This is a genomic window from Chelatococcus sp. KU-N122, assembly GCF_055391085.1.
Window position 1 is genome coordinate 2,521,616 of record NZ_AP043981.1, and the last position, 25,270, is coordinate 2,546,885.

At 66.3% G+C, this 25,270-nt stretch carries 37 protein-coding genes and 3 pseudogenes; 25 read left to right on the top strand and 15 right to left on the bottom strand.

Translation table 11 applies throughout. The annotated features are described in order from the left end of the window. Positions 1 to 165: 165 nt before the first annotated feature. The 4 genes from ACZ5PO_RS11325 to ACZ5PO_RS11340 are packed head-to-tail and all read right to left on the bottom strand — an operon-like array spanning position 166 to position 2,125. Entirely contained in the window at positions 166 to 480 is a 315-nt protein-coding gene (locus tag ACZ5PO_RS11325; RefSeq protein ID WP_464193377.1) for a hypothetical protein, read from the bottom strand. A gap of 1 nt (position 481) precedes the next feature. Further along, complete coding sequence (locus ACZ5PO_RS11330; RefSeq protein ID WP_464193380.1) at positions 482 to 745, bottom strand: hypothetical protein; 264 nt, start codon at positions 743 to 745, stop codon at positions 482 to 484. 29 nt (positions 746 to 774) lie between these two features. After that, positions 775 to 1,632 carry a sulfurtransferase gene (locus ACZ5PO_RS11335; protein ID WP_464193382.1) on the bottom strand — a complete coding sequence of 286 codons (858 nt, stop codon included), beginning with the start codon at positions 1,630 to 1,632 and terminating at the stop codon, positions 775 to 777. Between the two features lie 34 nt (positions 1,633 to 1,666). After that, a complete protein-coding gene (locus ACZ5PO_RS11340) occupies positions 1,667 to 2,125 on the bottom strand; it encodes a hypothetical protein (protein WP_464193384.1) in 459 nt (152 codons plus the stop codon). Between the two features lie 257 nt (positions 2,126 to 2,382). On the opposite strand from ACZ5PO_RS11340, the gene ACZ5PO_RS11345 reads away from it, so the two are divergent. Next, positions 2,383 to 2,796 (top strand): Rieske (2Fe-2S) protein, encoded by a 414-nt coding sequence (locus tag ACZ5PO_RS11345; RefSeq protein WP_464193387.1) that lies wholly within the window; start codon positions 2,383 to 2,385, stop codon positions 2,794 to 2,796. A 63-nt stretch (positions 2,797 to 2,859) separates the two neighbouring features. On the opposite strand, the gene ACZ5PO_RS11350 is transcribed toward ACZ5PO_RS11345, so the two are convergent. Next, positions 2,860 to 3,450: a hypothetical protein gene (locus ACZ5PO_RS11350; protein WP_464193389.1), complete on the bottom strand. Its 591-nt coding sequence runs from the start codon at positions 3,448 to 3,450 to the stop codon at positions 2,860 to 2,862. A gap of 280 nt (positions 3,451 to 3,730) precedes the next feature. On the opposite strand from ACZ5PO_RS11350, the gene ACZ5PO_RS11355 reads away from it, so the two are divergent. From ACZ5PO_RS11355 to ACZ5PO_RS11375, 5 genes and pseudogenes are all read left to right on the top strand, one after another. Next, a complete protein-coding gene (locus ACZ5PO_RS11355) occupies positions 3,731 to 4,051 on the top strand; it encodes an iron-sulfur cluster assembly accessory protein (protein ID WP_464193391.1) in 321 nt (106 codons plus the stop codon). Positions 4,052 to 4,183: 132 nt separating this feature from the next. Further along, a complete protein-coding gene (locus tag ACZ5PO_RS11360; protein WP_464193394.1) occupies positions 4,184 to 4,474 on the top strand; it encodes a NifU family protein in 291 nt (96 codons plus the stop codon). Between the two features lie 71 nt (positions 4,475 to 4,545). Next, positions 4,546 to 5,648: pseudogene (gene nifS / locus ACZ5PO_RS11365) on the top strand (cysteine desulfurase NifS). Positions 5,649 to 5,651: 3 nt separating this feature from the next. Beyond that, on the top strand, positions 5,652 to 5,867 hold the full coding sequence (gene nifT, locus ACZ5PO_RS11370) for a putative nitrogen fixation protein NifT (RefSeq protein WP_464193396.1): 216 nt from the start codon (positions 5,652 to 5,654) through the stop codon (positions 5,865 to 5,867). 5 nt (positions 5,868 to 5,872) lie between these two features. Next, on the top strand, positions 5,873 to 6,745 hold the full coding sequence (locus ACZ5PO_RS11375) for an SIR2 family NAD-dependent protein deacylase (protein WP_464193399.1): 873 nt from the start codon (positions 5,873 to 5,875) through the stop codon (positions 6,743 to 6,745). 434 nt (positions 6,746 to 7,179) lie between these two features. Here ACZ5PO_RS11375 and ACZ5PO_RS11380 read toward each other — a convergent pair whose 3' ends face one another. Beyond that, entirely contained in the window at positions 7,180 to 7,695 is a 516-nt protein-coding gene (locus ACZ5PO_RS11380) for a DUF3455 domain-containing protein (RefSeq protein ID WP_464193401.1), read from the bottom strand. 576 nt (positions 7,696 to 8,271) lie between these two features. Here ACZ5PO_RS11380 and nifB point away from each other — a divergent pair. From nifB to ACZ5PO_RS11440, 12 genes and pseudogenes are all read left to right on the top strand, one after another. After that, positions 8,272 to 9,770: pseudogene (gene nifB / locus ACZ5PO_RS11385) on the top strand (nitrogenase cofactor biosynthesis protein NifB). A 44-nt stretch (positions 9,771 to 9,814) separates the two neighbouring features. After that, positions 9,815 to 10,132, top strand: coding sequence for a nitrogen fixation protein NifZ (locus ACZ5PO_RS11390; protein ID WP_464193404.1), 318 nt, complete (start codon positions 9,815 to 9,817; stop codon positions 10,130 to 10,132). Positions 10,133 to 10,149: 17 nt separating this feature from the next. Next, positions 10,150 to 10,389, top strand: coding sequence for a nitrogen fixation protein NifZ (locus ACZ5PO_RS11395; protein ID WP_464196802.1), 240 nt, complete (start codon positions 10,150 to 10,152; stop codon positions 10,387 to 10,389). 29 nt (positions 10,390 to 10,418) lie between these two features. Continuing rightward, positions 10,419 to 10,778, top strand: coding sequence for a DUF3024 domain-containing protein (locus tag ACZ5PO_RS11400; RefSeq protein ID WP_464193407.1), 360 nt, complete (start codon positions 10,419 to 10,421; stop codon positions 10,776 to 10,778). Positions 10,779 to 10,818: 40 nt separating this feature from the next. After that, the gene (locus tag ACZ5PO_RS11405) at positions 10,819 to 11,088 is read left to right on the top strand and encodes a hypothetical protein (protein ID WP_464193409.1); all 270 of its coding nucleotides are present in this window, start codon (positions 10,819 to 10,821) and stop codon (positions 11,086 to 11,088) included. Then, positions 11,085 to 12,296, top strand: a complete 1,212-nt coding sequence (locus tag ACZ5PO_RS11410; protein WP_464193411.1) for a DegT/DnrJ/EryC1/StrS family aminotransferase — start codon at positions 11,085 to 11,087, stop codon at positions 12,294 to 12,296. Before ACZ5PO_RS11405 ends, ACZ5PO_RS11410 begins: the two co-directional genes overlap by 4 nt. A gap of 48 nt (positions 12,297 to 12,344) precedes the next feature. Beyond that, positions 12,345 to 12,653, top strand: coding sequence for a 2Fe-2S iron-sulfur cluster-binding protein (locus ACZ5PO_RS11415; protein WP_464193414.1), 309 nt, complete (start codon positions 12,345 to 12,347; stop codon positions 12,651 to 12,653). Between the two features lie 14 nt (positions 12,654 to 12,667). Continuing rightward, a complete protein-coding gene (locus ACZ5PO_RS11420; protein WP_464193416.1) occupies positions 12,668 to 12,892 on the top strand; it encodes a hypothetical protein in 225 nt (74 codons plus the stop codon). A 384-nt stretch (positions 12,893 to 13,276) separates the two neighbouring features. Beyond that, on the top strand, positions 13,277 to 13,723 hold the full coding sequence (locus tag ACZ5PO_RS11425) for a Rieske (2Fe-2S) protein (protein ID WP_464193419.1): 447 nt from the start codon (positions 13,277 to 13,279) through the stop codon (positions 13,721 to 13,723). Between the two features lie 67 nt (positions 13,724 to 13,790). Further along, positions 13,791 to 14,108 (top strand): DUF6156 family protein, encoded by a 318-nt coding sequence (locus ACZ5PO_RS11430; RefSeq protein WP_464196804.1) that lies wholly within the window; start codon positions 13,791 to 13,793, stop codon positions 14,106 to 14,108. Positions 14,109 to 14,123: 15 nt separating this feature from the next. Beyond that, the gene (locus ACZ5PO_RS11435) at positions 14,124 to 14,291 is read left to right on the top strand and encodes a hypothetical protein (protein ID WP_464193421.1); all 168 of its coding nucleotides are present in this window, start codon (positions 14,124 to 14,126) and stop codon (positions 14,289 to 14,291) included. A gap of 41 nt (positions 14,292 to 14,332) precedes the next feature. Then, entirely contained in the window at positions 14,333 to 14,761 is a 429-nt protein-coding gene (locus tag ACZ5PO_RS11440; protein WP_464193423.1) for a group II truncated hemoglobin, read from the top strand. Positions 14,762 to 14,809: 48 nt separating this feature from the next. Here ACZ5PO_RS11440 and ACZ5PO_RS11445 read toward each other — a convergent pair whose 3' ends face one another. The 5 genes from ACZ5PO_RS11445 to ACZ5PO_RS11465 form a co-directional block, all read right to left on the bottom strand. After that, a complete protein-coding gene (locus ACZ5PO_RS11445) occupies positions 14,810 to 15,049 on the bottom strand; it encodes a hypothetical protein (RefSeq protein WP_464193426.1) in 240 nt (79 codons plus the stop codon). A gap of 241 nt (positions 15,050 to 15,290) precedes the next feature. After that, positions 15,291 to 15,536, bottom strand: a complete 246-nt coding sequence (locus ACZ5PO_RS11450) for a hypothetical protein (protein WP_464193428.1) — start codon at positions 15,534 to 15,536, stop codon at positions 15,291 to 15,293. An 18-nt stretch (positions 15,537 to 15,554) separates the two neighbouring features. Then, positions 15,555 to 16,322, bottom strand: coding sequence for a dienelactone hydrolase family protein (locus ACZ5PO_RS11455; RefSeq protein ID WP_464193430.1), 768 nt, complete (start codon positions 16,320 to 16,322; stop codon positions 15,555 to 15,557). Between the two features lie 12 nt (positions 16,323 to 16,334). Continuing rightward, the gene (locus ACZ5PO_RS11460; RefSeq protein ID WP_464193433.1) at positions 16,335 to 16,724 is read right to left on the bottom strand and encodes a DUF59 domain-containing protein; all 390 of its coding nucleotides are present in this window, start codon (positions 16,722 to 16,724) and stop codon (positions 16,335 to 16,337) included. A gap of 225 nt (positions 16,725 to 16,949) precedes the next feature. Next, positions 16,950 to 17,438 carry a tetratricopeptide repeat protein gene (locus ACZ5PO_RS11465; protein ID WP_464193435.1) on the bottom strand — a complete coding sequence of 163 codons (489 nt, stop codon included), beginning with the start codon at positions 17,436 to 17,438 and terminating at the stop codon, positions 16,950 to 16,952. Between the two features lie 337 nt (positions 17,439 to 17,775). On the opposite strand from ACZ5PO_RS11465, the gene ACZ5PO_RS11470 reads away from it, so the two are divergent. The 3 genes from ACZ5PO_RS11470 (at position 17,776) to ACZ5PO_RS11480 (ending at position 18,783) form a co-directional block, all read left to right on the top strand. Further along, complete coding sequence (locus ACZ5PO_RS11470; RefSeq protein ID WP_464193437.1) at positions 17,776 to 18,009, top strand: BolA family protein; 234 nt, start codon at positions 17,776 to 17,778, stop codon at positions 18,007 to 18,009. Between the two features lie 85 nt (positions 18,010 to 18,094). After that, complete coding sequence (gene grxD, locus ACZ5PO_RS11475; RefSeq protein ID WP_464193439.1) at positions 18,095 to 18,430, top strand: Grx4 family monothiol glutaredoxin; 336 nt, start codon at positions 18,095 to 18,097, stop codon at positions 18,428 to 18,430. Continuing rightward, the gene (locus ACZ5PO_RS11480) at positions 18,427 to 18,783 is read left to right on the top strand and encodes a (2Fe-2S) ferredoxin domain-containing protein (protein WP_464193441.1); all 357 of its coding nucleotides are present in this window, start codon (positions 18,427 to 18,429) and stop codon (positions 18,781 to 18,783) included. The genes grxD and ACZ5PO_RS11480 overlap by 4 nt, the downstream gene beginning before the upstream one ends. Positions 18,784 to 19,024: 241 nt before the next feature. Here ACZ5PO_RS11480 and ACZ5PO_RS11485 read toward each other — a convergent pair whose 3' ends face one another. From ACZ5PO_RS11485 to ACZ5PO_RS11500, 4 genes and pseudogenes are all read right to left on the bottom strand, one after another. Then, positions 19,025 to 19,450, bottom strand: coding sequence for a SufE family protein (locus ACZ5PO_RS11485; protein WP_464193443.1), 426 nt, complete (start codon positions 19,448 to 19,450; stop codon positions 19,025 to 19,027). Positions 19,451 to 19,457: 7 nt separating this feature from the next. Then, positions 19,458 to 20,243: an ankyrin repeat domain-containing protein gene (locus ACZ5PO_RS11490; RefSeq protein ID WP_464193445.1), complete on the bottom strand. Its 786-nt coding sequence runs from the start codon at positions 20,241 to 20,243 to the stop codon at positions 19,458 to 19,460. Between the two features lie 140 nt (positions 20,244 to 20,383). Next, a pseudogene (locus ACZ5PO_RS11495) lies at positions 20,384 to 20,797 on the bottom strand (ArsC/Spx/MgsR family protein); the annotation flags it as partial. Positions 20,798 to 20,806: 9 nt separating this feature from the next. Then, positions 20,807 to 21,238 (bottom strand): response regulator, encoded by a 432-nt coding sequence (locus tag ACZ5PO_RS11500; RefSeq protein ID WP_464193447.1) that lies wholly within the window; start codon positions 21,236 to 21,238, stop codon positions 20,807 to 20,809. A gap of 490 nt (positions 21,239 to 21,728) precedes the next feature. Between ACZ5PO_RS11500 and nifH the strand changes: the two genes are divergently transcribed. The 4 genes from nifH to nifV all read left to right on the top strand — a co-directional run bounded on the left by nifH (position 21,729) and on the right by nifV (position 25,263). After that, complete coding sequence (nifH, locus tag ACZ5PO_RS11505) at positions 21,729 to 22,613, top strand: nitrogenase iron protein (RefSeq protein WP_464193357.1); 885 nt, start codon at positions 21,729 to 21,731, stop codon at positions 22,611 to 22,613. 77 nt (positions 22,614 to 22,690) lie between these two features. After that, complete coding sequence (locus ACZ5PO_RS11510) at positions 22,691 to 23,395, top strand: nitrogen fixation protein NifQ (RefSeq protein WP_464196806.1); 705 nt, start codon at positions 22,691 to 22,693, stop codon at positions 23,393 to 23,395. Next, on the top strand, positions 23,392 to 23,889 hold the full coding sequence (gene irrA / locus ACZ5PO_RS11515; protein ID WP_464193450.1) for an iron response transcriptional regulator IrrA: 498 nt from the start codon (positions 23,392 to 23,394) through the stop codon (positions 23,887 to 23,889). Before ACZ5PO_RS11510 ends, irrA begins: the two co-directional genes overlap by 4 nt. A gap of 171 nt (positions 23,890 to 24,060) precedes the next feature. Continuing rightward, on the top strand, positions 24,061 to 25,263 hold the full coding sequence (gene nifV / locus ACZ5PO_RS11520; RefSeq protein ID WP_464193452.1) for a homocitrate synthase: 1,203 nt from the start codon (positions 24,061 to 24,063) through the stop codon (positions 25,261 to 25,263). Positions 25,264 to 25,270 lie beyond the last annotated feature (7 nt).

The window sequence follows — 25,270 nt, forward strand, 5'->3', positions numbered from 1 at the left end:
CGTTGGGCGAGGTGGCCAAACGAACGGCCTCCCCCTTGTGGGGAGGCAGTCCCGTGCGGAACGGAAGGGACTGATGGGGGTGAACCTCGACGCCGGCAGAATCTGCCTCGCCCGGACGTATGAATAGCCGCAACCGGGCCGAGCTCGACGGCTGCGCCCCTTGGACTACTCGATGCCCTGCTCCCGCGCCTTCCACATCGCCGCGATGCGAAAGCGCTCGTTGATGGCGGTCGGGCTGGCGAGGATCTCGGCTTCGGCCTGCTTGAAAGCCTCCACCACCGCGTTGGCCTGGTCCCGCGTCAGCGTGACTCGACCGGCCATGTGCGTCGCCTCGGGATCCGCCTCCCAGATGGCGCGGCGATTGGGATGAAGCTTCACCTCGATGAGCTCGAATGCTTCGAGCTCGCCGTCGAGCAGGATCGCCAGCCCCGAAGCTTCGAGGCGTCGTCCGTCCTGGGTCGTCTTGATGAGGGTCGGCATGTCAGCATCCATCCTCGGTGGCAAGCCAGCTGTAGCCGCCTTGATCCCAGAGCTGGGACAGAACCTGATCCGCACTCCAGCTGGGAAATTGCAGCTGCGTCGTTTCGTAGTCGGCTTTGAAGCGGGCGGCATCGTCTCCTCGGAGATCCGCCGAGAGGCCGTTGACCTTGGAACGCAGCACGAAATGGCTCCCGTCGGCCAACCGGAGAAGCGCATATTCGGCGCCGTCGGCTACGAGGGTCAGCGGTTCCTCGATCCTGCTCATTGCATCAGGCCCTGATGTGGCATCATTCCTCACGCGGCGACGGCGGGCGCATCCGCTGCCGCCTCCCACTCCGCCCAGGAGCCGTCGTAGACAGCCGTATTGGTGTGGCCGAGCAGGCTGAGCGCCAGGGCAACGACGCAGGAGGTGATGCCCGACGCACAGGTCGCGACGATCGGGCGCCCGAGGTCGACGCCGGCGGTCGCGAAGCGCTCCCTGAGAGCCTGGGGCGGCAGAAATGTGCCGGTTGCCGGATCGATGAGATCGGCCCAGGGGAGATTGAGGGCGTTCGGCATGTGGCCCAGCTTGGCGAACGGGAAGACGTCCTCCTGGGTGCCGTCGAATTTGCCGGGCCCGCGCGCATCGACAACCAGCTCCCCGGCGGACACGAGGTTGGCCTGCATGTCGGCGAGCGTGCGCAGGTAGGCCGGCGTGAACGTCGCCGTGAACGGCCGCGGCTCCGGCCGCACCGGCGCCATTTCCGTGGGACGCTTGTCCTTCGCCCACCTGTCGAAGCCGCCGTCCAGCAGGCTCACCCGGTCGTAGCCGAAGACGCGGAACATCCACCAGACCCGCGCCGCGGCGGAGCCGCCGAAGAGCCGGTCATAGACGATGACGCGGTCTCCATCGCCGACGCCGAGCAGCCCGACCTTCTTGGCAAAGTCGGCGGCGCTCGGCAGCATGTGCGGGAGCGAAGTCGATGTGTCGGCGACATGATCGATGTCGAAGTGCACGGCGCCCGGGAGATGGCGCCCGCGGTATTGCGTGCGCCCGTCGAGGTTCGTGCTGGCGTGGTGCCAGGTGCAGTCGAGGATCCGAATGTCGGTGTCGGCGAGGTGAGCGGCAAGCCATTTGCTGCTCACGAGTGGACCGGGATCGGGACGGGGCATCACCGCCAAGCCTCCATGTTCCAAAGCTGACAACTCAGAGCGTCCTCGGCATGGCGTAGCCGGTGCGGGGGTGAGCATCGTAGTACTCGGGCCGCTCGGGCCAGCCGCCGTCGCGATCGAACCTGAGCTGCACCAGGGCCACCGGGGCGCCCTGCGAGCAGGAGACTTCGGCGAACTTGATCTCGCGCTCGCCGGGCCCGGCGGAGAAGTCGGCGACGACGGTGCCGTCCGCCTTGCAGGCGCGGGCGAACCCGGGCGTTCCGACGCTGCTCGCGGGCACCGGATTGGCCAGGAACGCCGGGCCCTCCAGATCGTCAGAGGCCGGCCCGAACGCCGGTGAGGCAAAGGTGAATGTGGCCAGGATGCCGCTGCGATCGACGGGCCGATCCGCCGTTTGCGGGCGGGCGACCGAATAGATGGTCAAGCTGCCGCCGTCGAGCAGCGCCTTGAGCTCCTCGATGCTGCATTGAACGAAATCCGATGCGACATTCATGACAAGATCTCCACGTGTCGCTTCGAAATTTCAATTTCCGTGCCAGCTGTACACGGATGAAATGCGTCATTTGGGAGAGCCATTGCCGCGACGGCCATCGAATAGCCTCGCGCGCCAGACCGGTGACGATCCTTCCGCCGTCCGGTCGGACCTCGCGCGAATCTTGCACGATCACTCCCCGGCTCTCGCGCGGAGCCGGCGCTGTCGGCATTGCGACGTCGTGCTGTTCGAAGCGCGCCAGCGTCAGTGAGGGACACATGCCATCGGATGTAGCCTACGCCATTTGCAGCATGCACGACATCCCGAGCCAGAAGGCGCGGGGCTTCCATCTCATGATCGTCGAAGAGGACGGCAGCAAGAGGCCGTGGCCGATCATCGTGGTGCGCTGGGGCCGGCAGGTCTTCGGCTATCTCAACAAGTGCCCCCATGATGGGGTCAACCTCGACTGGGAGCGCAACCAGTTCCTGGATCCCAACGGCATCAGGCTGATGTGCGGCAAGCACGGCGCGCTCTTCGAGCTCGGCACGGGCGTCTGCCTCGAAGGCCCGTGCAAGGGCCGCAGCCTGACTCCCGTGGCGCTCGCCATTCTCGACAACGACATCTGCGTGACCGGCGTGACGCTCGTCGAGGACGACGAGGTGCTGCCGGACGAGGACGTGGGCGAGGCCTGATCAGCTCAAGCCCGGACAGCCCGTGTCGCGGCGCGAGCGGCAGGGCGCGGCCTGCCGATGGGCTCAGACGGGACGGTTCTCGTTGCGGTTCTTGACCGGCTCCATCCGCGCCACGCCCTGCTCGTAGCTGATGACTTCGAACGCCTCGTTGAACGCGCGGCTGGCATCGAGCAGGTAGTCGGTCTTGCCGGCCGTATCGAGCTTCTTGATGTCGTTCTTGTCGATGCTCATCAGATCGAGCATTTCCTTCCAGACGGTCGACTCGTCGCAGGGCAGCACGAAGAACTTGATGTCGTTGAGGGTGACGCTGTACTTCGCCAGCAGGTCGATGTTGTTGCAGAACATGAAGTAGACGCCCGCCGGGCTCAGCAAGCCGTCGAGGACCTCGACCGCCGATTCGAGATAGGCGAAGGAGTGCAGATAGCCGGCAAGGACCGGGATCGTCGGCTCGCCTTCCTGCGCGTAGGTCAGAACCTGCTCGATGACGACGTCCGGCGGCCGCTTCTCGTCCGCGACCTGGGTCTGGAACTTGAGCGCGATGTCGCCCCGGAAGCCGAACCGGCCCGGTTTCGGCGTCGGGCCCTTGAGCACCGCATTGAGGAGACGCCCCTCCTGGTCCAGCCGGCCCAGGGCGGTCTTCTCGATCGTCGTCATGGAAAGCTTCCTCGAAATGTCGGTCGGATCGCCGTGGTGTCGGCGGCGGCGGGCGCAATGCAAATTGTCTGCCGGTGGCGCAGGCCGTGCATCCGCAGGCGTTGCCGAGTGGTCCTGACCGATTCCGTCCAAGAGTGGATTCGTCCGGTGTCCGAAATCGGACACGTGTCGGAAAGCGGACAGAGCAGATCCGAGGAACGAAGTATTATCAATGCATTGAGCATGGCATACGTCTTGCGATCACGGCGTCGGCAGTTCTCGGCACATGCAAGGACGAGCGATGATCAATCTCAGCGACAGCGCATTGAACGCGGTTCGGACCGCGATCTCCGGATCGGCCAAGCCGGTCAACGGCCTGCGGATCATGGTCGAGGCCGGCGGCTGCGCCGGCTACAAGTACATGATGGGCCTGGTCGACGCGGCCGAGCCCGACGATACGGTGATCGAGCGGGACGGGGTCAAGCTCTTCGTCGACAACAAGAGCCACGAATTGCTTGCCGGTACGACGATCGACTTCGTCGTGGCGCTCGAGGGCTCCGGCTTCACCTTCGAGAATCCCAACGCGACGTCGAGCTGCTCATGCGGCAAGTCGTTCGGCTGAGGCGGAGCGACGCGTCGGCGGCGGCCCCGCGGGCGAGCCGGGGGACCCTCTTGGCGGCAATCATCCTGCCGTTGAAGAGCGAGCTCGGTTCCCCCCCAAGCGTCCCCCCAATGAGAGAGCAGAGGCGAGCTGATGTTGGTCGAGTCTGAGCAGCCGACGCCGGTGAAGGCGCTTCACATGCGGCGCATCGAAATCATCGAGGAGGTGATCGAGGAGGTCCGTCCCAATTTGCGGCGCGACGGCGGCGATTGCCAGCTCGTCGGGGTCGACGGCAACAAGGTGATGGTCAAGCTCACCGGCGCCTGCGTGTTCTGCAAGCTGGCGAGCGCGACGTTGGAGGGCATCCAGGCCCGCATGATCGAGCGCCTGGGCGAGTTCGTGCGCCTCGTTCCCGTCGCGGGCCCTTCCAAGGTGAACCTCTGAGGGGGCGTGCCGTGCCGGTCTATCTCGACAACAACGCCACGACCCGGACGGACTCCGCCGTCGTCGCGGCCATGTTGCCGTACTTCTCGGAGCGGTTTGGGAATGCCTCCTCGACCCACGCCTATGGCGAGGCCGTGGCCGGCGCGGTGAAGCGGGCGCGCCAGCAGCTTCAAGCCCTGCTGGGCGCGGCCTACCCGCACGAGATCGTCTTCACCTCGGGGGGACGGAATCCGACAACGCCGCCATCCTGTCGGCGCTCGAGACGCAGCCGGGGCGCGACGAGATCGTCACCACCAGCGTCGAGCACCCGGCCGTCCTGTCCTTGATGGAGCACCTCGCGGCGACGCGCGGCGTCAAGGTGCACGTCATCGGCGTCGACGGTCGCGGCCGGCTCGACCTGGAGGCCTACGCGCGGGCGCTCGGCCCCCGCACGGCCCTCGTGTCGGCCATGTGGGCCAACAACGAGACGGGGACGCTGTTCCCGGTCACGGAGCTCGCGGCCCTGGCCCACGACGCAGGGGCCCTGTTCCATACCGACGCCGTGCAGGCGGTGGGCAAGATCCCGCTCGGCCTCGATCGCACCGCGATCGACATGCTGTCGCTCTCGGCCCACAAGTTCCACGGTCCCAAGGGGATCGGGGCGCTCTACGTGCGCAAGGGCGTCACGTTCGCGCCGCTGATCCACGGCGGGCATCAGGAGCGCCGACGCCGAGGCGGCACGGAGAACGTGCCGGCGATCGTGGGCCTCGGCGCGGCGGCGGAGCTGGCGCTCCGGCATATGGAGGATGAGCGCACCAGGGTTCGCTCGTTGCGGGACCGGCTGGAACAGGGCGTGCTGCAGCAGGTCGACGGCTGCATGGTCAACGGCGACGGCGACAACCGGCTGCCGAACACGTCCAACATCGCCTTCGCGCACGTCGAGGGCGAGGCCATCCTCGTCAACCTCGACCGCGTCGGCGTCGCGGCCTCGACCGGCTCCGCCTGCACGGCCGGCTCGACCGAGCCGTCCCACGTGCTCAGGGCCATGGGCCTGCCCGCCAATGCCTTGCATGGGGCCATTCGCCTGTCGCTCTCCCGCGACAACACGAGCGAGGACGTCGACCGGGTGCTGGAAGTGTTGCCTGGGATCGTCGCCAGGCTGAGGGCGATGTCGCCGGCGCCGCAGGAGTTTTAGCTGATGAAAGTCATGATTCGCCGCTCTCCGGAGACGGGTCTGTCGATCTATGTGCCGAAGAAGGATCTCGAGGAGCCGATTGTCGAATCCGAGCACGAGACGCTGTGGGGCGGCTGGATCCGCATCGCCAACGGCTGGGTGCTGGACCTGCCCGAGATGGCGGTGGGGACCACGCTGCCGATCACCGTCAATGCGCGCAAGCGCGGTGAAGAGGAGTGACGGCGATGAACGCGCCCGTAGCGAGCATCGACATCCTCAGGTTGGCCGATGCGGAGGCCCAACTGGCCAAGGTGGCGGGCGCGCTCCGGGGCGGGCAGGTGGTGCCCTATCTGGGCCCGGGCCTGACCGCGCTCGCCGAGCCGGCCATCCCGCTGACACCGGAGGCGCTGGCGGCCTTTTTCGGCACCAAGGTGGCGCTGCCGCGCCGGGCCAAGGGCAACGCCTGGGCCTCGGCCCAGCATATCGAGAGCACGAAGCACCGGGCGACGGTCTCTGCCCTGATGACCGAGGCGTTCATCGCGCCCGTCGAGCCGACGGCGCTGCATCGCCATCTCGCCGGGCTGCCGCTGCCGATGATCGTCGACACCTGGTACGACGGCGCCATGCGCGCGGCGCTCCAGGGCAGAAGCGACTGGGGCGAGGTGCAGGGCATCACCCGTGCCGGCATCGGCGAGGACCAGTGGTACCGCTTCTACGACTCGGCCGGCACCGAGACCGGTCGGACGGCAGCCCCCGCTTGGACCACCGTCGTCTACAAGCCCCACGGCAGCGTGACGCCGGCGAAGAACTACCTGATCTCCGATGCCGACTACGTGGAAGTGCTGACCGAGATCGACATCCAGACGCCGATTCCCGACATCGTGAGGGACCGGCGCACCGACCGCAGCTTCCTGTTCATCGGCTGCCGTTTCCACGACCAGCTCCTGCGTACCTACGCCCGCCAGGTGACGAAGCGCTCGGCCGGTCCGCATTTTGCCCTCGTCGATCCGGCGGTGCTCACCAAGAACGAGGTCCGCTTCCTGCTGACCGAAGGCATCACGCCGCTCGCGGTGCCGGTCGCGCCTGCCGCCGAGATCATCATGCAGGCGGGCAGCTGAAGACATCTTCTGTCCGATTGACCATGGCCGGGCTAGTGTGGCGAATCCGAAATTCGCACCACCTCGGGGCAGCGCTGGGAGCGAATTTCGGATTCCTAAGCCACACTAGCAACTCTATGATTCTAGTGTGGTTTAATGGATCTGAAGTTCCTGAACGCTGATGCCGTGTGGGGGCAGGAACTTCAGATCCACCACAAGAGCGCTTTGCGATTGGGTGGAACTACTCAATCGCAGAAAAGCGCCCTAGATTCAAAAATTATGAGCATTTCTCCGCAATTGGATGATCTCATCCAATTGCGAAATGCTCCAGGCCCGGCCATTCTTCGACTCGAGGACCCAACATTCATTGCAAATTGACTGAGACGGCCGGCGTGGGCCTTCTCCTATAGTTCGGGGGGCATTCCAGAGGAGTCTCCGGCTACCCTGTCAGTCGTTCAGGGTCTCAGGAACACATAATCGGCGCTATAGGGTACCAGCTTCAGCTCTCCTTCCGTGGTGCAGCTTCCGGTCAGCTTGCCACCTTTCACATTGATCCTCTGGACAACGCTTACGTCAGAAAGAGCACCCGTTCCCCTATGCTCGACGATCTCCAGCTTGAGCCAGGCTATATCGTCCTGCGCGGTCGCCGGGGTCGTTCCGATGACGGCCCCCTTAACGACGCTTCCATCATCCAGCATCCAGCGCGGGCCGGCAAAATGCCGCCCGACCGTTTTGCCGGAGCTGTCCACGAGCGTCGCAAGGGGCTCCCGGAATACCCAGGAGCGGGCGCCGTTCTTATCAGGTCCGCATTCATAGATCTGGTCTCCGATCGCGTGGAGTTGTGCCACGATGGTTAAACCAGGTGCTGCGATCGCATTTGGAAGATCGGTGGCTCCCGTCAAATCGGGCGAGAGGCTGCCGGCGAGGGCGCTCAGGCCAAGTGCGATGATGGACGGACGGTGTTTGCTCATACTGGAACCTTCCGGGCTGAGTACAAAACCAATAGCCGAGATGGCACCGATATGGAGCCCCCTTAAAGCCATCGCACGGCAAAGGTGACTGACAGGGCCTCGCTGAGTGGCGCGTCGCGCGTGGATGGATGGCCGCCAGGCAAGCCCGGCCTTGGCGGCCGCGATGCCGCTTCACTCGCCAAAGCGGCCGAAGAGATGGCGCTCCGTCCCGGTGGACGATTCTCTCCCATCGCACGCCGATCCCGCCGGCATCGCGCGTCGTTTGTGTCGTGTCTGGAACGAGACGGTCGGTTTTCGTTGGATGTCGGCAAGACGACAGGCTGTTCCGGTGCAGAAACGTAAGATCTTTCTTAGATTTATTCGATTGTTCGGGGCTGGCACACGGGTTGCGAGATAGCCTGCACGACGTGCCGCCGACGCTGGGGCCGGGGCACGCATTGAGGATGCGTCAGGCATCCTCCCCGCGGCAGCACGCTGCGCGGCCAACAGCGAGGACCGGACATGCAACAGGTGGCAGGGCACGACGGTGCCCCGAGCGGTGCTCAGGTCGGACAGGTCGCCGATGTCGACGACATCATGCAGAAGATTGCCGAGCACAAGGGCTGCGGCACCTCCGGCGGCAGCGGCAAGGCCAGCTGCGGCTCCGGCGCCGGCCAGGGTGACCTGCCCACCGAGATCTGGGAGAAGGTGAAGAACCATCCCTGCTACAGCGAAGAGGCGCATCACCATTACGCCCGCATGCACGTGGCCGTGGCGCCCGCCTGCAACATCCAGTGCAACTACTGTAACCGCAAGTACGATTGTGCCAACGAGTCCCGCCCGGGCGTGGTCAGCGAGAAGCTCACCCCGAGCAGGCGGCCAAGAAGGTCTTGGCCGTGGCCTCCACCATCCCGCAGATGACCGTGCTCGGCATCGCCGGCCCGGGCGATCCGCTCGCCAACCCGGAAAAGACTTTCAAGACCTTCGAGCTGATCGCCAAGACCGCGCCCGACATCAAGCTGTGCCTGTCGACCAACGGCCTGGCCCTGCCCGACCACGTCGACACCATCGCCGGCTTCAACGTCGACCACGTCACCATCACCATCAACATGGTCGACCCTGAGATCGGCGCCAAGATCTACCCGTGGGTGTTCTGGAAGCACAAGCGCTACACCGGCGTCGAAGCCGCCAAGATCCTCACCGACCGGCAATTGCAGGGGCTGGAGATGCTCACCGAGCGCGGCATCCTGTGCAAGATCAACTCGGTGATGATCCCCGGCATCAACGACCAGCACCTCGTCGAGGTGAACAAGGCCGTGAAGTCGCGCGGGGCCTTCCTGCACAACATCATGCCGCTGATCTCCTCGCCTGAGCACGGCACCGTGTTCGGCCTCAACGGCCAGCGCGGCCCGAGCGCGCAGGAGCTGAAGGCTCTGCAGGACAGCTGCGAAGGCGAGATGAACATGATGCGGCACTGCCGCCAGTGCCGTGCCGACGCGGTCGGACTCCTGGGCGAGGACCGCTCGGCCGAGTTCACCACCGACAAGATCATGGCGATGGAGGTGAACTACGACCTCGACAGCCGCCAAGCCTACCAGGCCAAGGTGGAAGAGGAGCGGCTCGCCAAGGTGGCGGCCAAACAGGACGAGCTGGCGACCTTGGCGGGCGCGTCGAGCGACATCAAGCTGCTGGTCGCCGTCGCCACCAAGGGCTCGGGGCTGATCAACGAGCACTTCGGCCACGCCAAGGAGTTCCAGGTCTACGAGCTGTCGACGGCCGGCGCGAAGTTCGTCGGCCACCGCCGCGTGGACCTCTACTGCCAGGGCGGCTACGGTGACGAGGACAGCCTGGAGACGGTGATCCGGGCCATCAACGACTGTCATGCGGTGTTCGTGGCCAAGATCGGCGGCTGCCCCAAGAGCGACCTGCTCAAAGCCGGCATCGAGCCGGTCGATCAATTCGCCCACGAGTTCATCGAGAAATCGGCCATCGGCTGGTTCAAGGCCTACCTCGACAAGGTCAACGCCGGCGAGATCCAGCACGCCTCGCGCGGCGATGCCGAGATCCGGCAGGGCGCTCTCATCGCCGCGGCTTGAGCGACGGCGGATCGTGCGCGCGTGAAGACGAAGGAAGTGCAGGCATGAGCAATATTGTTCGTGACAGCGATGTCGTCGAGCTCTCCGAGCCGCCCTACTTCAGCTTCGGCGAGAAGGTCAGGGCCAAGCGCACGATCCGCAACGACGGGACCTATGCCGGCAAGGAGATCGGCGAGATCCTGGCCAAGAAGGGGGAGGAAGGATACGTCGTCAGCATCGGCACCTTCCTCCAGCAGTTCTATATCTACGGCGTCGAGTTCATGGACAGCGGCAACCGGGTCGGCATGAAGCGCAAGGAGCTCGATCCGGCCAAGGCGCGCGATGACGACGTGGATCTGCCGTTGCCGGGAGGCGTGGCATGATCGAGCCCCGGCTTCCCATGGTCGAGCCCCGGCTCCCCAAGTACCAGTGGGGCCAGCGCATGACGGCGCTGGTCGACCTGGTCAACGACGGCTCGTTTCCCGATGTGCCGGCGCAGGCGCTGCTCGTCGCCGCCGGCGCCGTCGGCGAGATCGTACAAGTCGGAACCCATACCGAGGCGAATATTCCAATCTACCTGATCGAGTTCGGCGAACGTCTGGTCGTCGGATGTTTCGAGGAAGAAATCACGCCGGTCTAGGGCACGATCCCATGCAAGCAGCGATTCCCTTGCAAGCAGCGGTTCTGAGCCCGTCGGCGATCGGGCGGTGCCCGCACCCCAACGATCTCGATCGCAAGCGCATCGAGCGCTCCCTGCGGACGCGCAAGCGCTATCGCTACGTGTCGCCCCGCGTCGCCCCGGCCGCCAACGGCTATCGCGTCGAGAGCCCATGCTGCTCGCGCAATATCGATCCCGAGGGCGGGATCATCGATGTCGCGCTCGTCGTCTACGACGGGGAGCGGGCCGCCTGGCAGCTGTTCCGCAAGGATCACGGTGCCGGCGTCTGGGAGCTCCATAGCCGGCATCAGCGGCTGCCGGCGCTCCTCGAGGTGCTGGCCGACGACCCCGAACGAATGTTCTGGCAATGACGGCACAGCGACGGGACCTCCTCCAGCAAAGGCGAGAGCGATGGCCTTGAGCACAGATGATCTGACGGGCATCGAGCGGGCGCTCGCATCGCCCGATGCGGCTACCCAGGCCTTCGCCGAGCTGCGCCGCGCGTTTCCGCACCTCGTATGGACACGCTGCGACGCGTCCGATGTCGTGGAGGAGCCGTTCCGCAGCTATCCGCACTTCGACATCCATCTGCTCGACGGCGCCAGCCACTGCGTGGAGATCACTTCGGATCCCGCACGTGCGACCGGCATCGTCCTGGCCCGGCGGAGTGCCGCGTCATGACCGATCTCGCCTCGCTTCCATCGGCCGGCGCGGAGACGCAGGTGTCCACGGCCGAGATCGACGACTCGTTCATCCCGCTGTCGGACCCCGACTTGACGGATGCGGAGTTGGCCGCCGTCGACTGCGTCCTGCGCTCGCCGCGGCTGTCCGCCGGTCCGGTCGTGGAGGCGTTCGAGGCGGCGTTTGCCGCCTATCTGGGGCGAAAGTACGCGATCGCCGTCGCGAGCGGCACGATCGGCCTGCTGCTGACGTTGCGGGCGCACGGCATCGGGCCGGGCGACGAGGTGATCGCCTCTCCCTACGCGTTCCGCGAAACGGCCCATGCGATCAGCCTGGCCGGTGCCCGCCCGGTCTTCGCCGATATCGACTATTGGGCCGGCACGCTCGTCCCCGAGAAGGCGGAGGCGCGGATCACCGCGAAGACGCGGGCGATCGTCGCCTGCAACACCAACGGCCATCCGGCGGCCTGGGGCCCGCTGCGCGAGCTTGCCAGGACGCACCGCCTGGCCCTGCTGGAGGACTCGACGGAAGCGATCGGCTCGACCTACAAGGGCGCGCTGGTCGGGACCTTCGGGGACGCCTCGGTCTTCGACTTCTCCCAGCCCTTGCCGTTGACGTGCGGCGAGGGCGGCATGGTCGTCACCGACGACGTCGACATGGCGGTCGCGCTCCGCCGCTATCGCTCCCATCGGCTGGAGGAGCGGTCGTCGGTCGTGGTGACCATGGCTCCGCCCTACCAATGCGGCATGAGCGACATCGCCGCGGCGCTCGGGCTGGCGCAGCTCAAGCGGCTGGACGAGATCCTCGAGCGCAGGCGGCTGACGGAGCACCTCTACTACAAGCACGTGCAGTCCTTCGAAGGGATCAAGGACCCCTACGTGGGGCCCGACGTGACCGAGGTGAACTGGTTCCTCTACCTCGTGCACCTCGGCACGCGCTTCACACGGTCGAGCCGCGACGCGATCGTCGAGGACCTGCACGTCGAGCAGGTGGAGGCGCAGGCCTACTGCAATCCGCTGCACCTGCAGCGGCACTACTTCGATCTCGGCTACCGCCGCGGCGACTTCCTGGTGACCGAGAAGGTCGCGGATCGCGCCGTGGCGCTGCCCTTTCACGCTCATCTCACGGAAGACCAGATCGCCTTCATCGTCGCCACGATGAAAGACGCGTCGATCAACGTCGGAGCGGGTGCGGCCATTTATCTTTGACATGTTGGGTTGTCGCTTTGTCGACAGAAGAAGGACTGGGAGCGTTCGATGTCGTTGTTGACGATCATGCCGTCGGGCAAGTCGATAGAGGTGGCCGAGGGCACCACGTTGCTGGCCGCCATTCTGACTGTCGACGAGACGTTGTCGCATAAGTGCGACGGCAAGGCCGCATGCGGCACGTGCCATATCTTCGTGCACGAGGGGCGCAAGGGCATCTCCAAGATCGCGCGCGAGGAGAACGAGAAGCTCGACTCGATCGTCGGCGTCGGCTCCAAGTCGCGGCTCGCCTGCCAGGCCAAGGTGCTCGGCACCGAGAACATCAAGGTCGAGCTCCTGGGCTTCTCGTCGGGGCTATGACAACGGAGAGCAGGATGGAACCCGACAAGATCCTCATTCACGTCCGCTTCGCGCCGAACGGCACGGTGGTGGAGATCGGTGACCGGCCGACGGGGCTCGCGCCGCAGGACTGGTTCAACTGCCTCAGCGACAAGGCAGGCACGGCCTATCAGACGCTCTCGGGCGGCCGCGGCGTGTTCCGGCTGACCAGGGATAGGCTGGATGCCGTCAAGGCTGAAAGCGCGCTCAGCCGGGCTTAGGGCATGATCCCAAAAAGTGGGCACCGGCTTTTGGATAAGATCGTGCTCAAAACAAAGACTTAGAGCAGGATGATTCGAAGAAAAATCATCCTGCTCCAAAGCGGCCGACGCATGTCCGCGCCCATCGTTCGGCTGCCCCCGCGTGCCTGGCTGCAACGACACGGCGTGCGTGCGCGGGACACCGTGCGACGAACGAGACGGCGGCCGATGGGGCGGCTCCGGCGCGGCATGCTTCGTGCAATATCAGGGCGGCGGCAGGCGTCCGGCTTGCCCCGGCAACGAGTCCGACAGGAGTGTCCGGTTCACGACGAGGCCGGCGGGACATCGACCTCCCGCGCTCAGGGCTTCGCCTGGGGCGACGGCGGAACACGGAGGTGCAGAACCATGGCACGAGGCATCGAGGTGTTCGCCATCTGTGGGATCGATCGCATCGAAAAGGGCGGCGCCAAGGCGTTCAGCCTGTCGCGTATCACCAACAGCGGCGAGAGCAGGCCGTTTCCCATCGTCATCGTCCGGACCATGGCGAACGACTACTTCGGTTACGTCAATGCGTGTCCGCACGAAGGCATCTGGCTCAACTTCGGCGCCGGCGAGTTCTTCAGTCACGACCGTGCCTTTCTGAAGTGCGGCCGCCACGGCGCCTTGTTCGAGATCGACACGGGCCTGTGCATCGACGGCTCGTGCAGCGGCAAGAGCCTGGAGCCGGTGGCCCTCGCCGTGATCGACGGCGACGTGTGCCTGTGCGGCATCCCGCTGGTGGAAGACCAGGGCCTCCCCGATCCCTTCGAGGACATCGACGAGACCATGGAGATCATGATTCATCCGGACTGAGCGGTGGCGGCCCGGGGCCGAAAGCGGAGGCATGCGGCCGGCAGGGTCGTTGACCACAGAGGAGACGATGGAGCTCGAGTGCCGCTTTTTCGTGTCGTACACCGGCGTGAAGTTGCCGTTGCGGCTGGTCAATGCCGTCCCGGCCGACGGGCTGCGCAACCGCAACACCTTCATCCGCGGCTATTTCGACGCCCGGGGCAAGCTGACCGGCTTCGACAAGATCGTCTACGGTGACGTGGAGCTGGCTCACCGCTACGAGTATCATGACAACGGCGAGCTGAGCCGCGCCGTCATCACCATGCCGGACGAGGAAGAGACTGTCATGATGTTCGACGAAGCCGGCCGGCAGACCACGCGAACCGGCGGCGAACCGGCCGAGCTTTGACGGTCCGGAGGGGGTATGACGGTTGCTCAACTGCTCGAACAGCTGGCCGCGATGCCGCGCGACGCGGTCGTCCTGATGGACAGCGGCGGCGGCCTGTCCCTGGTCAGCGGCCTCGATTTCATCGAAGGGCAGGGGCCGGGCGCCCCGGCCGAAGTCATCCTGATCCCGAACATGGATGAGTAAATGCAAGGCGCGCCGCTATCGAGCAATCCGTGGGGCAAGAGATGACAGAAGCGACAACCGAGACGTCAATGTTCGATCGCATCGGTGGCGCCGCCGTCATCGATCGGCTGGTCGAGGCGTTCTACGACCGGATGGACACCCGGCCGGAGGCCAGGACCATCCGCGCCATGCACCCGCCGGACCTGAGCCCCATCAAGCAGGTGTTGAAGCGTTATCTCTCCGAATGGACCGGCGGACCGAAGCTCTATTCGCCCGAGAAAGGGCATCCCCGGCTGCGCCAGCGGCATCTGGGATTTCCGATCGGCGCGGCCGAGCGCGACGCGTGGCTGTTGTGCATGGGTGGAGCGCTCGAGGAGACCGTCGAGGACGTCGAGGCCCGCCAGGCAATCTACGGCAACATGGCGAAGCTGGCCGACTGGATGCGCAATCAGGCCGACAATCCTCACGACACGAGCTCGCACCGGCCGTGAGCGCTGGGGCCGCGATGCCTGACGTATGCGAGCGAAGGCGGGGATGATCTACAGGGGTATCCCGAAAAAGTCCTCGTCGTCGCCGCCCCAGGCCTTGTGAAGCGCCAGCGCGTTCCGCCATTTTTGCTGCTCGGCGTCGTCGGCACCGCGATGGGAGATCCGGCCGTCCGGGTTGCCGGCGAGCAGGTAGGCCTTGCCATTGCGAATGAAGCGGTTGAGCGCCTTCGTGTCGGTCGGCCGCACCACGCAGCGCGGCGCCTCGTCGATGAGAATGGTGGTGGGAAGCATCGCAAGAACCTCCTCCGACTGTGATCGATGGCCGCGCAAATTCCCAGGTGACAGCAAGACTGGTTCGACGCCTCAGCTCATCAGCAATGAAAGAGTCTGATAACGACGCCTGCGTTTTCAAGTCGATGGATAGTCGGGTCAAGCCCGACTATGACGAGTGGTGACGGAAAGCGCTTATCCTCAACGTCATGGCCGGGCTTGACCCGACCATCCATCTGCTCGAAATCACTGTGCAGATCGATTAAAACCCCTCCTCGTGCTTGCCCCACGGGTGCGAGCTCGGTACCAGCGGCGCGCGGATCCCGGCTTTGTCGATATCCGCCAGGCTCTTGTAGAAGGTGGCCTCGTGCACCAGCGTGCCGCCCGCGGTCGTAACGGCGACGTAGCGGGCCACCGCGTCGGTTTCGCAGAGATAGCCGCCCCCGGGGTCGACAGTGCTCCGCGCGTTGCCGTTCCAGTCGACGAAAAAGCCTTCAGCGACAGACATGCCACTCTCCTGCGACCTTCAGTCCATCGGCGGACCGAGGTCATCGGCCGGGCTCTTTTTCTTCTTTTTGTCGGCTTTTGCTTGGGCATAGGCCCCGGCGTTCTTCAGCTGCACCGGCGGCTGCCCTTCCACATACTGGTAGAGCCAGGCCGTGGTTCGCTCCAGCGCCGTCTGTGCTGCCGCAGCGTTGTAGCTGTCCCGCTCGTCGCAGACGAAGCCGTGTGCGGCATTGGGATACGAGAACACGCTGACGTCCGGCCGGCTGGCGCGAAACTGCGTGACGGCCTCGAAGGGGATCCAGGCATCCTCCTCGGCGAAGTGCAGGAGGGTCGGGATTCTGCGCTTCTCGCGGCCGTCGTCGGTGATTCCCGGGCCGTAATAGCCGATCGCGCAGGCGAGCCCTTTGACGCGGTTGGCCGCGACATAGGCCAGGTAGCCGCCCCAGCAATAGCCGACGACGGCAACCTTGCCCGCATCCTTCACCGCGTCGACCGCCGCCTGAATATCGGCGAACGTCGGCTCGGCGCCGACCTGCTGCGCGAGCTCGCTGCCGGCGGCCTGCCCGGCCGCGTCGTAGCCGAGCTCGACGCCGGGCCTGACGCGGTCGAAGAGCGCCGGCGCGATGGCGGCATAGCCAGCCGCCGCGAAGCGGTCGGCCAGGGCGCGGATGTGGCCATTGACGCCGAAGATCTCCTGGAGGAGGACGACGGCCCCCTTGGGTGGCCCTGCGGGGTCGGCCCGATAGGCCGCGAGTCGGTGGCCATCTCCGGCCGTGAGTTCGATCATGATGATAGCCCTCTAAAGCAGACCGAGTTCCAGCTTGACCTCGTCGGACATCCGCGAACTGTCCCACGGCGGATCGAAGACCAGGCTGACCTTCACGCGGCCGATGCCGTCGACGCCGGCCACCGCGCGCTCGACCTGGTTCAGGATATGGTCGGCGACCGGACAGCCCGGCGCGGTGAGCGTCATGTCGAGCTCGGCCGAGCCGTCGTCCTCCAGCTCGATGCGGTAGATCAGCCCCAGGTCGTAGACGTTGACGGGAATCTCCGGGTCGTACACGGAGCGAAGCGCCGTGACGACGCCCTCCGTCAGTGCCGCCGGTCCGCGGGTCAGATAGGTGCGGCTGTCGTCGTCGTCCAGCGCCGGTGCAGCTGTCGCAACGGTGTGCGCGTCGGCCTCGGTCATTCGTGTTTCCCTTCCCGCGCCCACGGAGGGCGACGCGGCGCCACACCGGGCGCGATGCGGCGATCCTGCAACGCGTGGCCTGCGGGGCTGCGCAAGACTTTGCAGCCGTAGTCCGGCGCAAGGACAGCTGCACGTCGGCCGGCTGTCCTTCGCGTCGGCAGGACGATGTGATCTGCGCTTATCTGCAAAGGCGATGCCAGATTATTGGCGAACCGATGCCGGATGTCAGGCCAATCCTTCCGCGAGCGCCGCGACGACCGGCCAGCCCACCGCGCCGGCCGGATCGAGACGGGCCAGCGCCTGGAGCATGTCGCGCGCCAGCGGTGGCTCGTCCCGTCTGAGATGGATGAAGGCGAGGGCCTTGAGCGTATAGAGGGCGAAGCGGCCGGCGCCGTCGGGCAGCACCGGCTCCGGCACCCAGTGGCGCCAGTCGGGAGGCCATCCGGCCTGCCGCGCGGCCTCCTTCAAGCCGCGCTCGGCGACCGCCCGGGCTTCGTCCAGATTGCCGCGGTAGGTGTGGATCTTGTAGAGGCAGAAGTAGCTCGGCAGCTCCGTGGGCGCGGCGGCCAGGGCCTGCCGGAACAGCTCGTCGGCGCGGCCGTAGTCGCTCCGATACGCGGCGACCCCTTGCTGCAGCAGCGCGCCGATCTCGGCGGGCAGATCGCCGAAATCGATGGCGTCCGGCTCCCTCGCCAATGGCCTGACGTTGCTCATGGATGGCACCGTTGTGCGATGGGTGATGCGCGGCCGTCGCAAGACTGGCGCCAGTCGTGATCGCTTGCGCCATGGCAAAGGGTTTGGCCTTCAAGTCGATGGATGGTCCATCTAATCAAAGCCTCCCGTGCGCGTCGCGTCCGAGACAGGCGCCGTGTCCGGTGTCGGACAGCAGACAGGGGCCCGTCTCTCGACGCCTGCCGAAAGCCCGGTCTCCGCATGGTCTTCGCCGCTTGGCCGAAGTTGGTTTGCGGCTTGCACTGGCAAGGCCGGAGCGCATCAACTGAGGACGGCTTCGGCCAGTTGATGCGCCTCATCTCTGCTGCAGGAGCACGCCATGGCCATGGCCGGGTCGGAAATCGAACGCCTCATCAAGGAGGCCTTCCCGGGCGCGTACGTCGTCGTCGTCGATCTGGCCGGCGACGGCGACCACTACGCCGCCCGGGTCACGTCGCCGGCGTTCAAGGGCAAGAGCCGCGTCCAGCAGCACCAGATGGTCTACGGCGCGCTCCAGGGCCGGATGGGGGGCGAGCTGCACGCGCTCGCCCTGGAGACGATCGTGCCCGACTAGAGCGGCCCCCATACCTGAGAGCGGGACGATGGCGAGGAAAAGCCGTCGGCCTGAGCCAGTCCTGTCAACCTGAGAGGTCGTGCCAATGTCGACTGCCACTGACGAACGCATCCGCGAAATCATCGCCAAGGACGCTATCGTTCTCTTCATGAAGGGCGTGCCCTCGGCGCCCCAGTGCGGCTTCTCGGCGGCCGTCGTCCAGATCCTCACGCAACTCGGCGTGCCGTTCAACAGCGTCAACGTGCTGGCCGATCCCTTCATCCGCGAAGGGATCAAGACGTTCTCCAACTGGCCGACGATTCCGCAGCTCTACGTCAAGGGCGAGTTCATCGGCGGCTGCGACATCGTTCGCGAGATGCACCGGACGGGCGAGCTGGCGACGCTGGTGGCCAACGGCGCCGTCGGAGCATCGGCGGCATGATCACGGCGGAGGACGGCAGCCCGATCGAGATCCCGCAGGTCTACGAGCGCCACGCCTTTGCCTGCTTCACCCAGCGTCCGCCCGGCCATCCGCGCGGCAGCTGCGGCGCGGCCGGGGCGCAGCCCCTGTGGGAGCGGATGGGGAAGGCGATCGAGGCCGAAGGGCTCAACGCGACGGTCGGCTTCACCGCGTCCGGCTGCCTCGGTTTCTGCAGCGCAGGGCCGATCATGGTGGTCTATCCGGAGGGCGTCTGGTACCGGCCGACCACGCCCGCGGACGTCGACGAGATCGTCGAGACGCATCTGAAGCACCGCAGGCTGGTGGAGCGGCTCGCGCTGGTGCTGACGCGCTAGAGCAAAACAAAAGCTTAGAGCGGGATGATGATTTGAAGAGGACCATCCCGCTCTAGTCGCTTGCTTCAGCTCATTTGCAATGAATGTGCGATTGGCTGCGTCGGCTTTGGCTTTCAAGTCGATGGATGGTCGGGTCAAGCCCGACCATGACGGCATCAAGTAAGGCGCAAGCCTTCCAGCGTCATGGTCGGGCTTGACCCGACCATCCATCCACTCAAAGAGTCCTGGGCAGAGCGACGCCCTATGCGGCGCGCTGGAGGGCGCCCTGTGCGTCGGCGCGGATGCGCTCGACCATCGAGCGGAAGCCGTTGGAGCGCTGCGGCGTCAGGTGCTCGCGCAGGCCCAGTTGCTCGAACAGCGCGATGGCGTCGGTGGCGAGGATGTCGGGCGCCCGCTTGCCCGAATAGAGCGCCAGCAGAATCGCGACGAGGCCGCGCACGATGTGGGCGTCGCTGTCGCCGATGAAGTCGAGCACCGGGCCCCCGTGGTCGGGCGTGACCGTCGTCGCGAGCCAGACCTGGCTCGTGCAGCCCCGGACCTTGTTGGCCTCGGTCCTCGCAGAGTCCGGCAGCGGCGGCATCCCGCGGCCGAGCTCGATCACAAAGCGGTAGCGGTCGTCCCACTCGTCGAGCAGGGAGAAGCTGTCGATGATGTCGTCGATCTGCATGGCGGGATCACCAGGCCTGTTCCATCACCCGGCGCCGCAAGGTGCCGGTCGCACGGCGGAGCATCGCCAGGCACTGCTCGGTCGACGCCAGGTCCAGCGCCGAGAACCCGTCCAATGTCTCGGCCGCGGTGTCGGCGCCCGCGGCCAGCAGCCGCTCGACGGCGGCGGCCTTGCCGGCGGAGGCCGCATACATCAGCGGGGTGGCGCCGTTGTCGTTGCGGTTGTCGATGTTCATTCCGGCCTCGACCAGCACATCGATGAGATCGAGGTGATTGCCGACGCAGGCGAACCACAGGGCGTTGTTGCCGTCGGCGTTCAACGTGTCGACCCGGGCGCCGGCCTGGATGAGCAGGCGGACGACGGCCGCATCGCCGTCCAGCGTCGCCTTCATCAAAGGGGTCGTGTGGTTCTTGACCACCGCATTGACGTCGCCGGAGACGAAGCCATGGCGCGAGAGCCACTGCTCCAAGGGAGCGCTGGGCCTGGTCCTGCCTGATGCGCGTATCGCGATCGCCTCGTAACCGCCGTCGATACTGTAGACCTCGGTGAAGCCAAAATCGGCGAAGACCTGGGCATACTCACGGCTGCTGTAGCCGTGATAGCAATAGATCAGCACTGGCCGGCTCCGCTCCGCATCGTCGATGATGGCCGACAGGTTGTTGATGGTGACGCGTTGGGCGCCGTCCACATGCGACGTGTGGAAGGAGTCGGCGTCCCGCGTATCCAGGACGAGGACATCGCCCTGTTGCAGCAGGGCGATCGCGGCGTCGACGGCGATACAGCGATACGGCACGCGTGATCTCGAGGTTGCTGGTCTCATGGCTCTTCGTCCTGAAGTCTGCGCCGCTGCCGACCGGGATAGGCGGGTCGCATCGTGAGATGGCCGTCGGTCAGCGGCCGGCCTAACGTAGAATTGTAGAGGACCTGACGCGCAGGCTCCGGGCAGGCCCGGCTTGCGGAGCCCGGCCGCGAGCAGCTTTCGAGGTCGGCCTCGTCGTCGCGGCCGAGCAGCCCCGTGACCGGCTCGCGGTCGAAGCCCGCACACCGTTGTCCCTCCGCCTCGACGAGCGGCCGGCGGATCAGGAGCGGATCCCTGATCATCAGCGCCAGCGCCGTGTCCGCGTCGGTCCGTAACGGGTCGACCTCGCCGGACTTGATGCGCGGTGCGGCCGGATTGAACCACGATGCGACCGGCGTCGTGCCGAAGAAGCTGCGCAAGCGCTCGGCGGTCCAGGGCTCGGACAGCAGATCCTTGGCCACGACGGTGTGGCCGGCGCGCTCCAGCATCTGCCGCTGGCGCGCGTTCGTCTGGCAGCCGGGCTTCTGATGGAAGACGACGGTGGTCAAGGCGCGCTCCTACAGAAGGCCGAGCTGCACGAGCGGGGCAGCGCCGCCGCGACCGAGGATGGTGTCCACCTTCTTGCGCACACCCTCCAGGGTCAGCGGCTTCACCAGGGCGCCGTGCGCACCGGCCTTCATGCCGTCGACCGCGGTCGTCTCGTCCGCCTTGTCGCAGACGACGAGGATGCGCACGCCCGGGAACCTGTCGGCGATCTCGGCGATCAGACCGCCGCCGCGGGCCTTGAGGAATGAAACGCCCAGAAGCACGACATGCGGCGTCAGCCAGTCGACCCCCTTCGCATAGGCCTCCTCGGGGGTGGCAAGCTCATGGGTCTCGATCTCGTCGTGCAGCATGAATTGCAGTGCGGCGCGGGTGATTTCGTCGTCGTCGACGACGAAGACGCGCCGTTGATCGACCGCCTTGGACGTTTCAACACCGATCTGCATTGTGCCCTCACGAATTCGCGCACCGGACGGCTGCGCAACCGCAGCGGACCGCGCCCCGTGAAGGCGACAGCAAGTTCCGTTCCGGAGGTGCGAACCGAGGCTTCCGAACGAAAATGCGAAGCAAAACAAAGAATCCGACGCCGACGTGAGCACCGCCCTCTGTGTTGTTTCCTACAGCCGCATGCCCTCTGTCGGGTTCGGAACATCCCGACACCCGTGCCGCCGCCAATTTCTGCTGGTCGGCCAACCGCTTACGCTTTTGCAAAGCATTGGCATGTTGGTTGCTGATGGAGGATCGGTCGAAGGAGTGAGGGCTGAGTGCACGCCTACGTGGAAACGAGCGGTGTACTCCTTCCCGTAACCCGCGGGCCTGTTCCAGAGCGATGAAGAGCGCCGGTGGCGCGGGGCGTGAAGCCCCGGCCGCGCGGCGGGCGCAAGGCAATCGGCAATCGGTTTTGCAAATCGGCAATCGGTTTTGAAGGAGACGAGCATGTCGTCACTGCGACAGATCGCGTTTTACGGCAAGGGAGGCATCGGCAAGTCGACCACCTCCCAGAACACCTTGGCGGCGCTGGCCGAGATGGGTCACAGGATCCTGATCGTCGGCTGCGACCCCAAGGCCGACTCCACCCGCCTGATCCTGCACGCCAAGGCCCAGGACACCATCCTGAGCCTGGCCGCCAACGCCGGCAGCGTCGAGGATCTGGAGATCGAGGATGTCATGAAGGTGGGCTACCGCGACATCCGCTGCGTGGAGTCGGGCGGTCCCGAGCCCGGCGTCGGCTGCGCCGGGCGCGGGGTGATCACCTCGATCAACTTCCTGGAGGAGAACGGCGCCTACGAGGACATCGACTACGTCTCCTACGACGTGCTGGGGGACGTGGTGTGCGGCGGCTTTGCCATGCCGATCCGCGAGAACAAGGCGCAGGAGATCTACATCGTCATGTCCGGCGAGATGATGGCGATGTATGCGGCCAACAACATCTCCAAGGGCATCCTGAAGTATGCCAACTCGGGCGGCGTGCGGCTGGGCGGGCTGGTGTGCAACGAGCGCCAGACCGACAAGGAGCTGGAGCTGGCGGAGGCGCTGGCCAAGAAGCTGGGGACCAAGCTGATCTACTTCGTGCCGCGCGACAACATCGTGCAGCACGCCGAGCTGCGGCGCATGACGGTGCTGGAGTACGCGCCCGACTCGGTCCAGGCCGGGCACTACCGGGCGCTGGCGGAGAAGATCCACAACAACGCCGGCAAGGGCATCATCCCCACCCCCATCACCATGGACGAGCTGGAGGACATGCTGATGGAGCACGGCATCATGAAGGCCGTCGACGAGAGCCAGATCGGCAGGACCGCCGCCGAGCTCGCCACCGCCTGAGCAAACTCCGCCACACGCCGGCCGCTCTCACCAGCGGCCGGCGTCCCGCTCCCCGCCGTTCCAGGAGCGCCCACGTGATCGCGATTGAACAGCACGAGGATGCCGCGCATGGGTCGCTGCGGCCAGGCGGCGGCGAGCACGTCGGGCGCACGCTCTACACGGCGCTCACCGGCCGCGAGCCGGCCACCGCCCTCGTCGACGACGGCGGCAGCTTCGACGAGCACGTCCTGGCGTCGATCCTGGCCGCCGCAGCGATGGACGGGCCCGCGCTCGCCGAGCAGGTCGGTCTTACGGGCGCTGAATTCGCCGCCCTCGTCGCGCAGTGGTTTCCATCGGTCCTCGCGTGCGTCGCCCGCTGGAGCGAACCGGCCGCGGCGCTGGACGACGACGAGATTGCCATGGTTCGCGACCTGCTGCTCGCCCACCGCTCGAGCGAAGGCGACACCGGACGGTGGCTCGCGGCCATGATCGCCCGGCGCGCCATGGAGCCGAACCACCTGTGGGAGGATCTCGGGCTGCGCGACCGCTCGGAGCTCGGCCGGCTGCTGAACCGGCATTTCGGGCCGATCGCGGCACGCAACACCAAGAACATGCGCTGGAAGCGGTTCTTCTACCGCATACTGTGCGAGGACGACGGCTTCGTCATGTGCAGTACCCCGGTGTGCTCGCAGTGCGGCGACTTCGACCTCTGCTTCGGCGACGAAAGCGGCGAGAGCCGCCTGGCGCATCGGCGCCGGGCTCTGGAGCTGGGAGAGACGGAACCGACAGGACATCACCGATGACGATACCGCCGACCGAATTGGCCTTCGGGCCGCTGAGCATGGAACATCCGGCCGTCGCAGTCCGCGGCCGGGCCGCCCGGAGCCAGGCGTGGGTCAGATGTGCGGACCTCCTGCGCCGCGCCGGCCTGCGGCCGACGCGCCAGCGCATGGCGCTCGGCGCCATCCTGTTCGCGCAGGGCAAGCGCCACATCACGGCCGACACCCTCTATGAGGAGGCAGCGGCCGCCCGCATCCACGTCTCTCTGGCGACGATCTACAATACGCTCAATCAATTCACCGAGGCCGGCTTGTTGCGCCAGATCGGCGTCGACAGCTCGAAGTCGTTCTTCGATACCAACGTGGCCGACCACCATCATTTCTACGTCGAAGGCGAGGATGTTCTGCTCGACATCCCCCTCACCGAAGCCGTGCTGGGAGAGCTGCCCGCGCCGCCCGAAGGCTATGTGATCGGGCGCATCGACGTGGTCGTGCGGCTGCGCCGCACGTCGCGTTGAAAGCCTCGTGCCGGTCGTCACGTTTGCGACGCTGTCGCGATTCCGACAATCGTCGCCTGATGCAGAAAACGGTTTTCTTTCAGGCTGTTGCCCCGATCGATGGGGCTGGCACAGCGGTTGCTGAAAGCGAATCGGAAGATCCAGTTCCGGGTGTCACCGATGATCAAGCCGATGCCTGATAGGACCGAGAATGGCGCTGCCGCCGCCAGCTTCGCGTGTGCCGACGCGCCCGCGCCGGCGCCGGTCGTCCTCAACGACACGACGCTGCGCGACGGCGAGCAGGCGCCGGGCGTCGCTTTCACCAGCACCGAGAAGGTGGCGATCGCGCGCGCCCTGGCTCGCGCCGGCATCACCGAGATCGAGGCCGGCACGCCCGCCATGGGCGGGGAGGAGATCGCCGCGATCCGGGCCATCGTCGAGGCTGCCCTGCCACTGCGGACGATCGCCTGGTGCCGCATGCGGACCGAGGATGTCGATGCGGCCCTGCAGGCCGGCGTCTCCATGGTCAATCTGTCCGTGCCCGTCTCGGACATCCAGATCGGCGCCAAGCTGCGCGGCGACCGTGCCACCGCGCTTGCGACCACCGCGCGCGTCGTCGACTACGCCCGCCGCAGGGGGCTCGAGGTAGCGGTGGGCGGCGAGGACGCATCGCGGGCCGATGTCGATTTCCTCATCGAGGTGATGGGCGTGGCCAAAGCGGCCGGCGCCCGCCGCTTCCGGGTTGCCGACACGTTGAGCGTGCTCGATCCCTTCTCGACCTATGCGCTCGTCGGCGTGTTGCGTGCGGCCACGGACCTCGAGATCGAGATCCATGCCCATGACGACCTGGGTCTCGCCACGGCGAATACCTTGGCGGCCGTGAAGGCGGGGGCCACCCACGCGTCGGTGACGGTGATCGGCCTCGGCGAGCGCGCCGGCAACGCGCCCCTGGAAGAGGTGGCCGTCGCGCTCCAGCAGCTCGGCGGCCGCCGGACCGGCACGGTGCTGACCGAGCTCGGCCACGTCGCCGCCGTGGTCGCGACTGCGGCCGCCAGGGCCATCCCGCTCAACAAGGCCATCGTCGGCGAGCATGTCTTCACCCACGAGTCGGGCATCCATGTGGACGGCCTGCTCAAGGACCGTCGCACCTATCAGGCGCTCGACCCGATCCTGCTCGGCCGCTCCCACCGCTTCGCCATCGGCAAGCACTCCGGCCTGTCGGCGATCGTCGCGTCCCTGGCCGAGCTGAACCTGCCGACCAGCGCCGACGAGCCCAAGGCCATCCTTGCTCGCGTGCGTGCCCATGCCGTCGCCCACAAGGGGCCGGTGGGCGCCGACACGCTGGCGGCGATCTGGCGCGAGGTTCGCGGCCGAGTCCCGTCGAACTGCGCTTGAGGCCGCC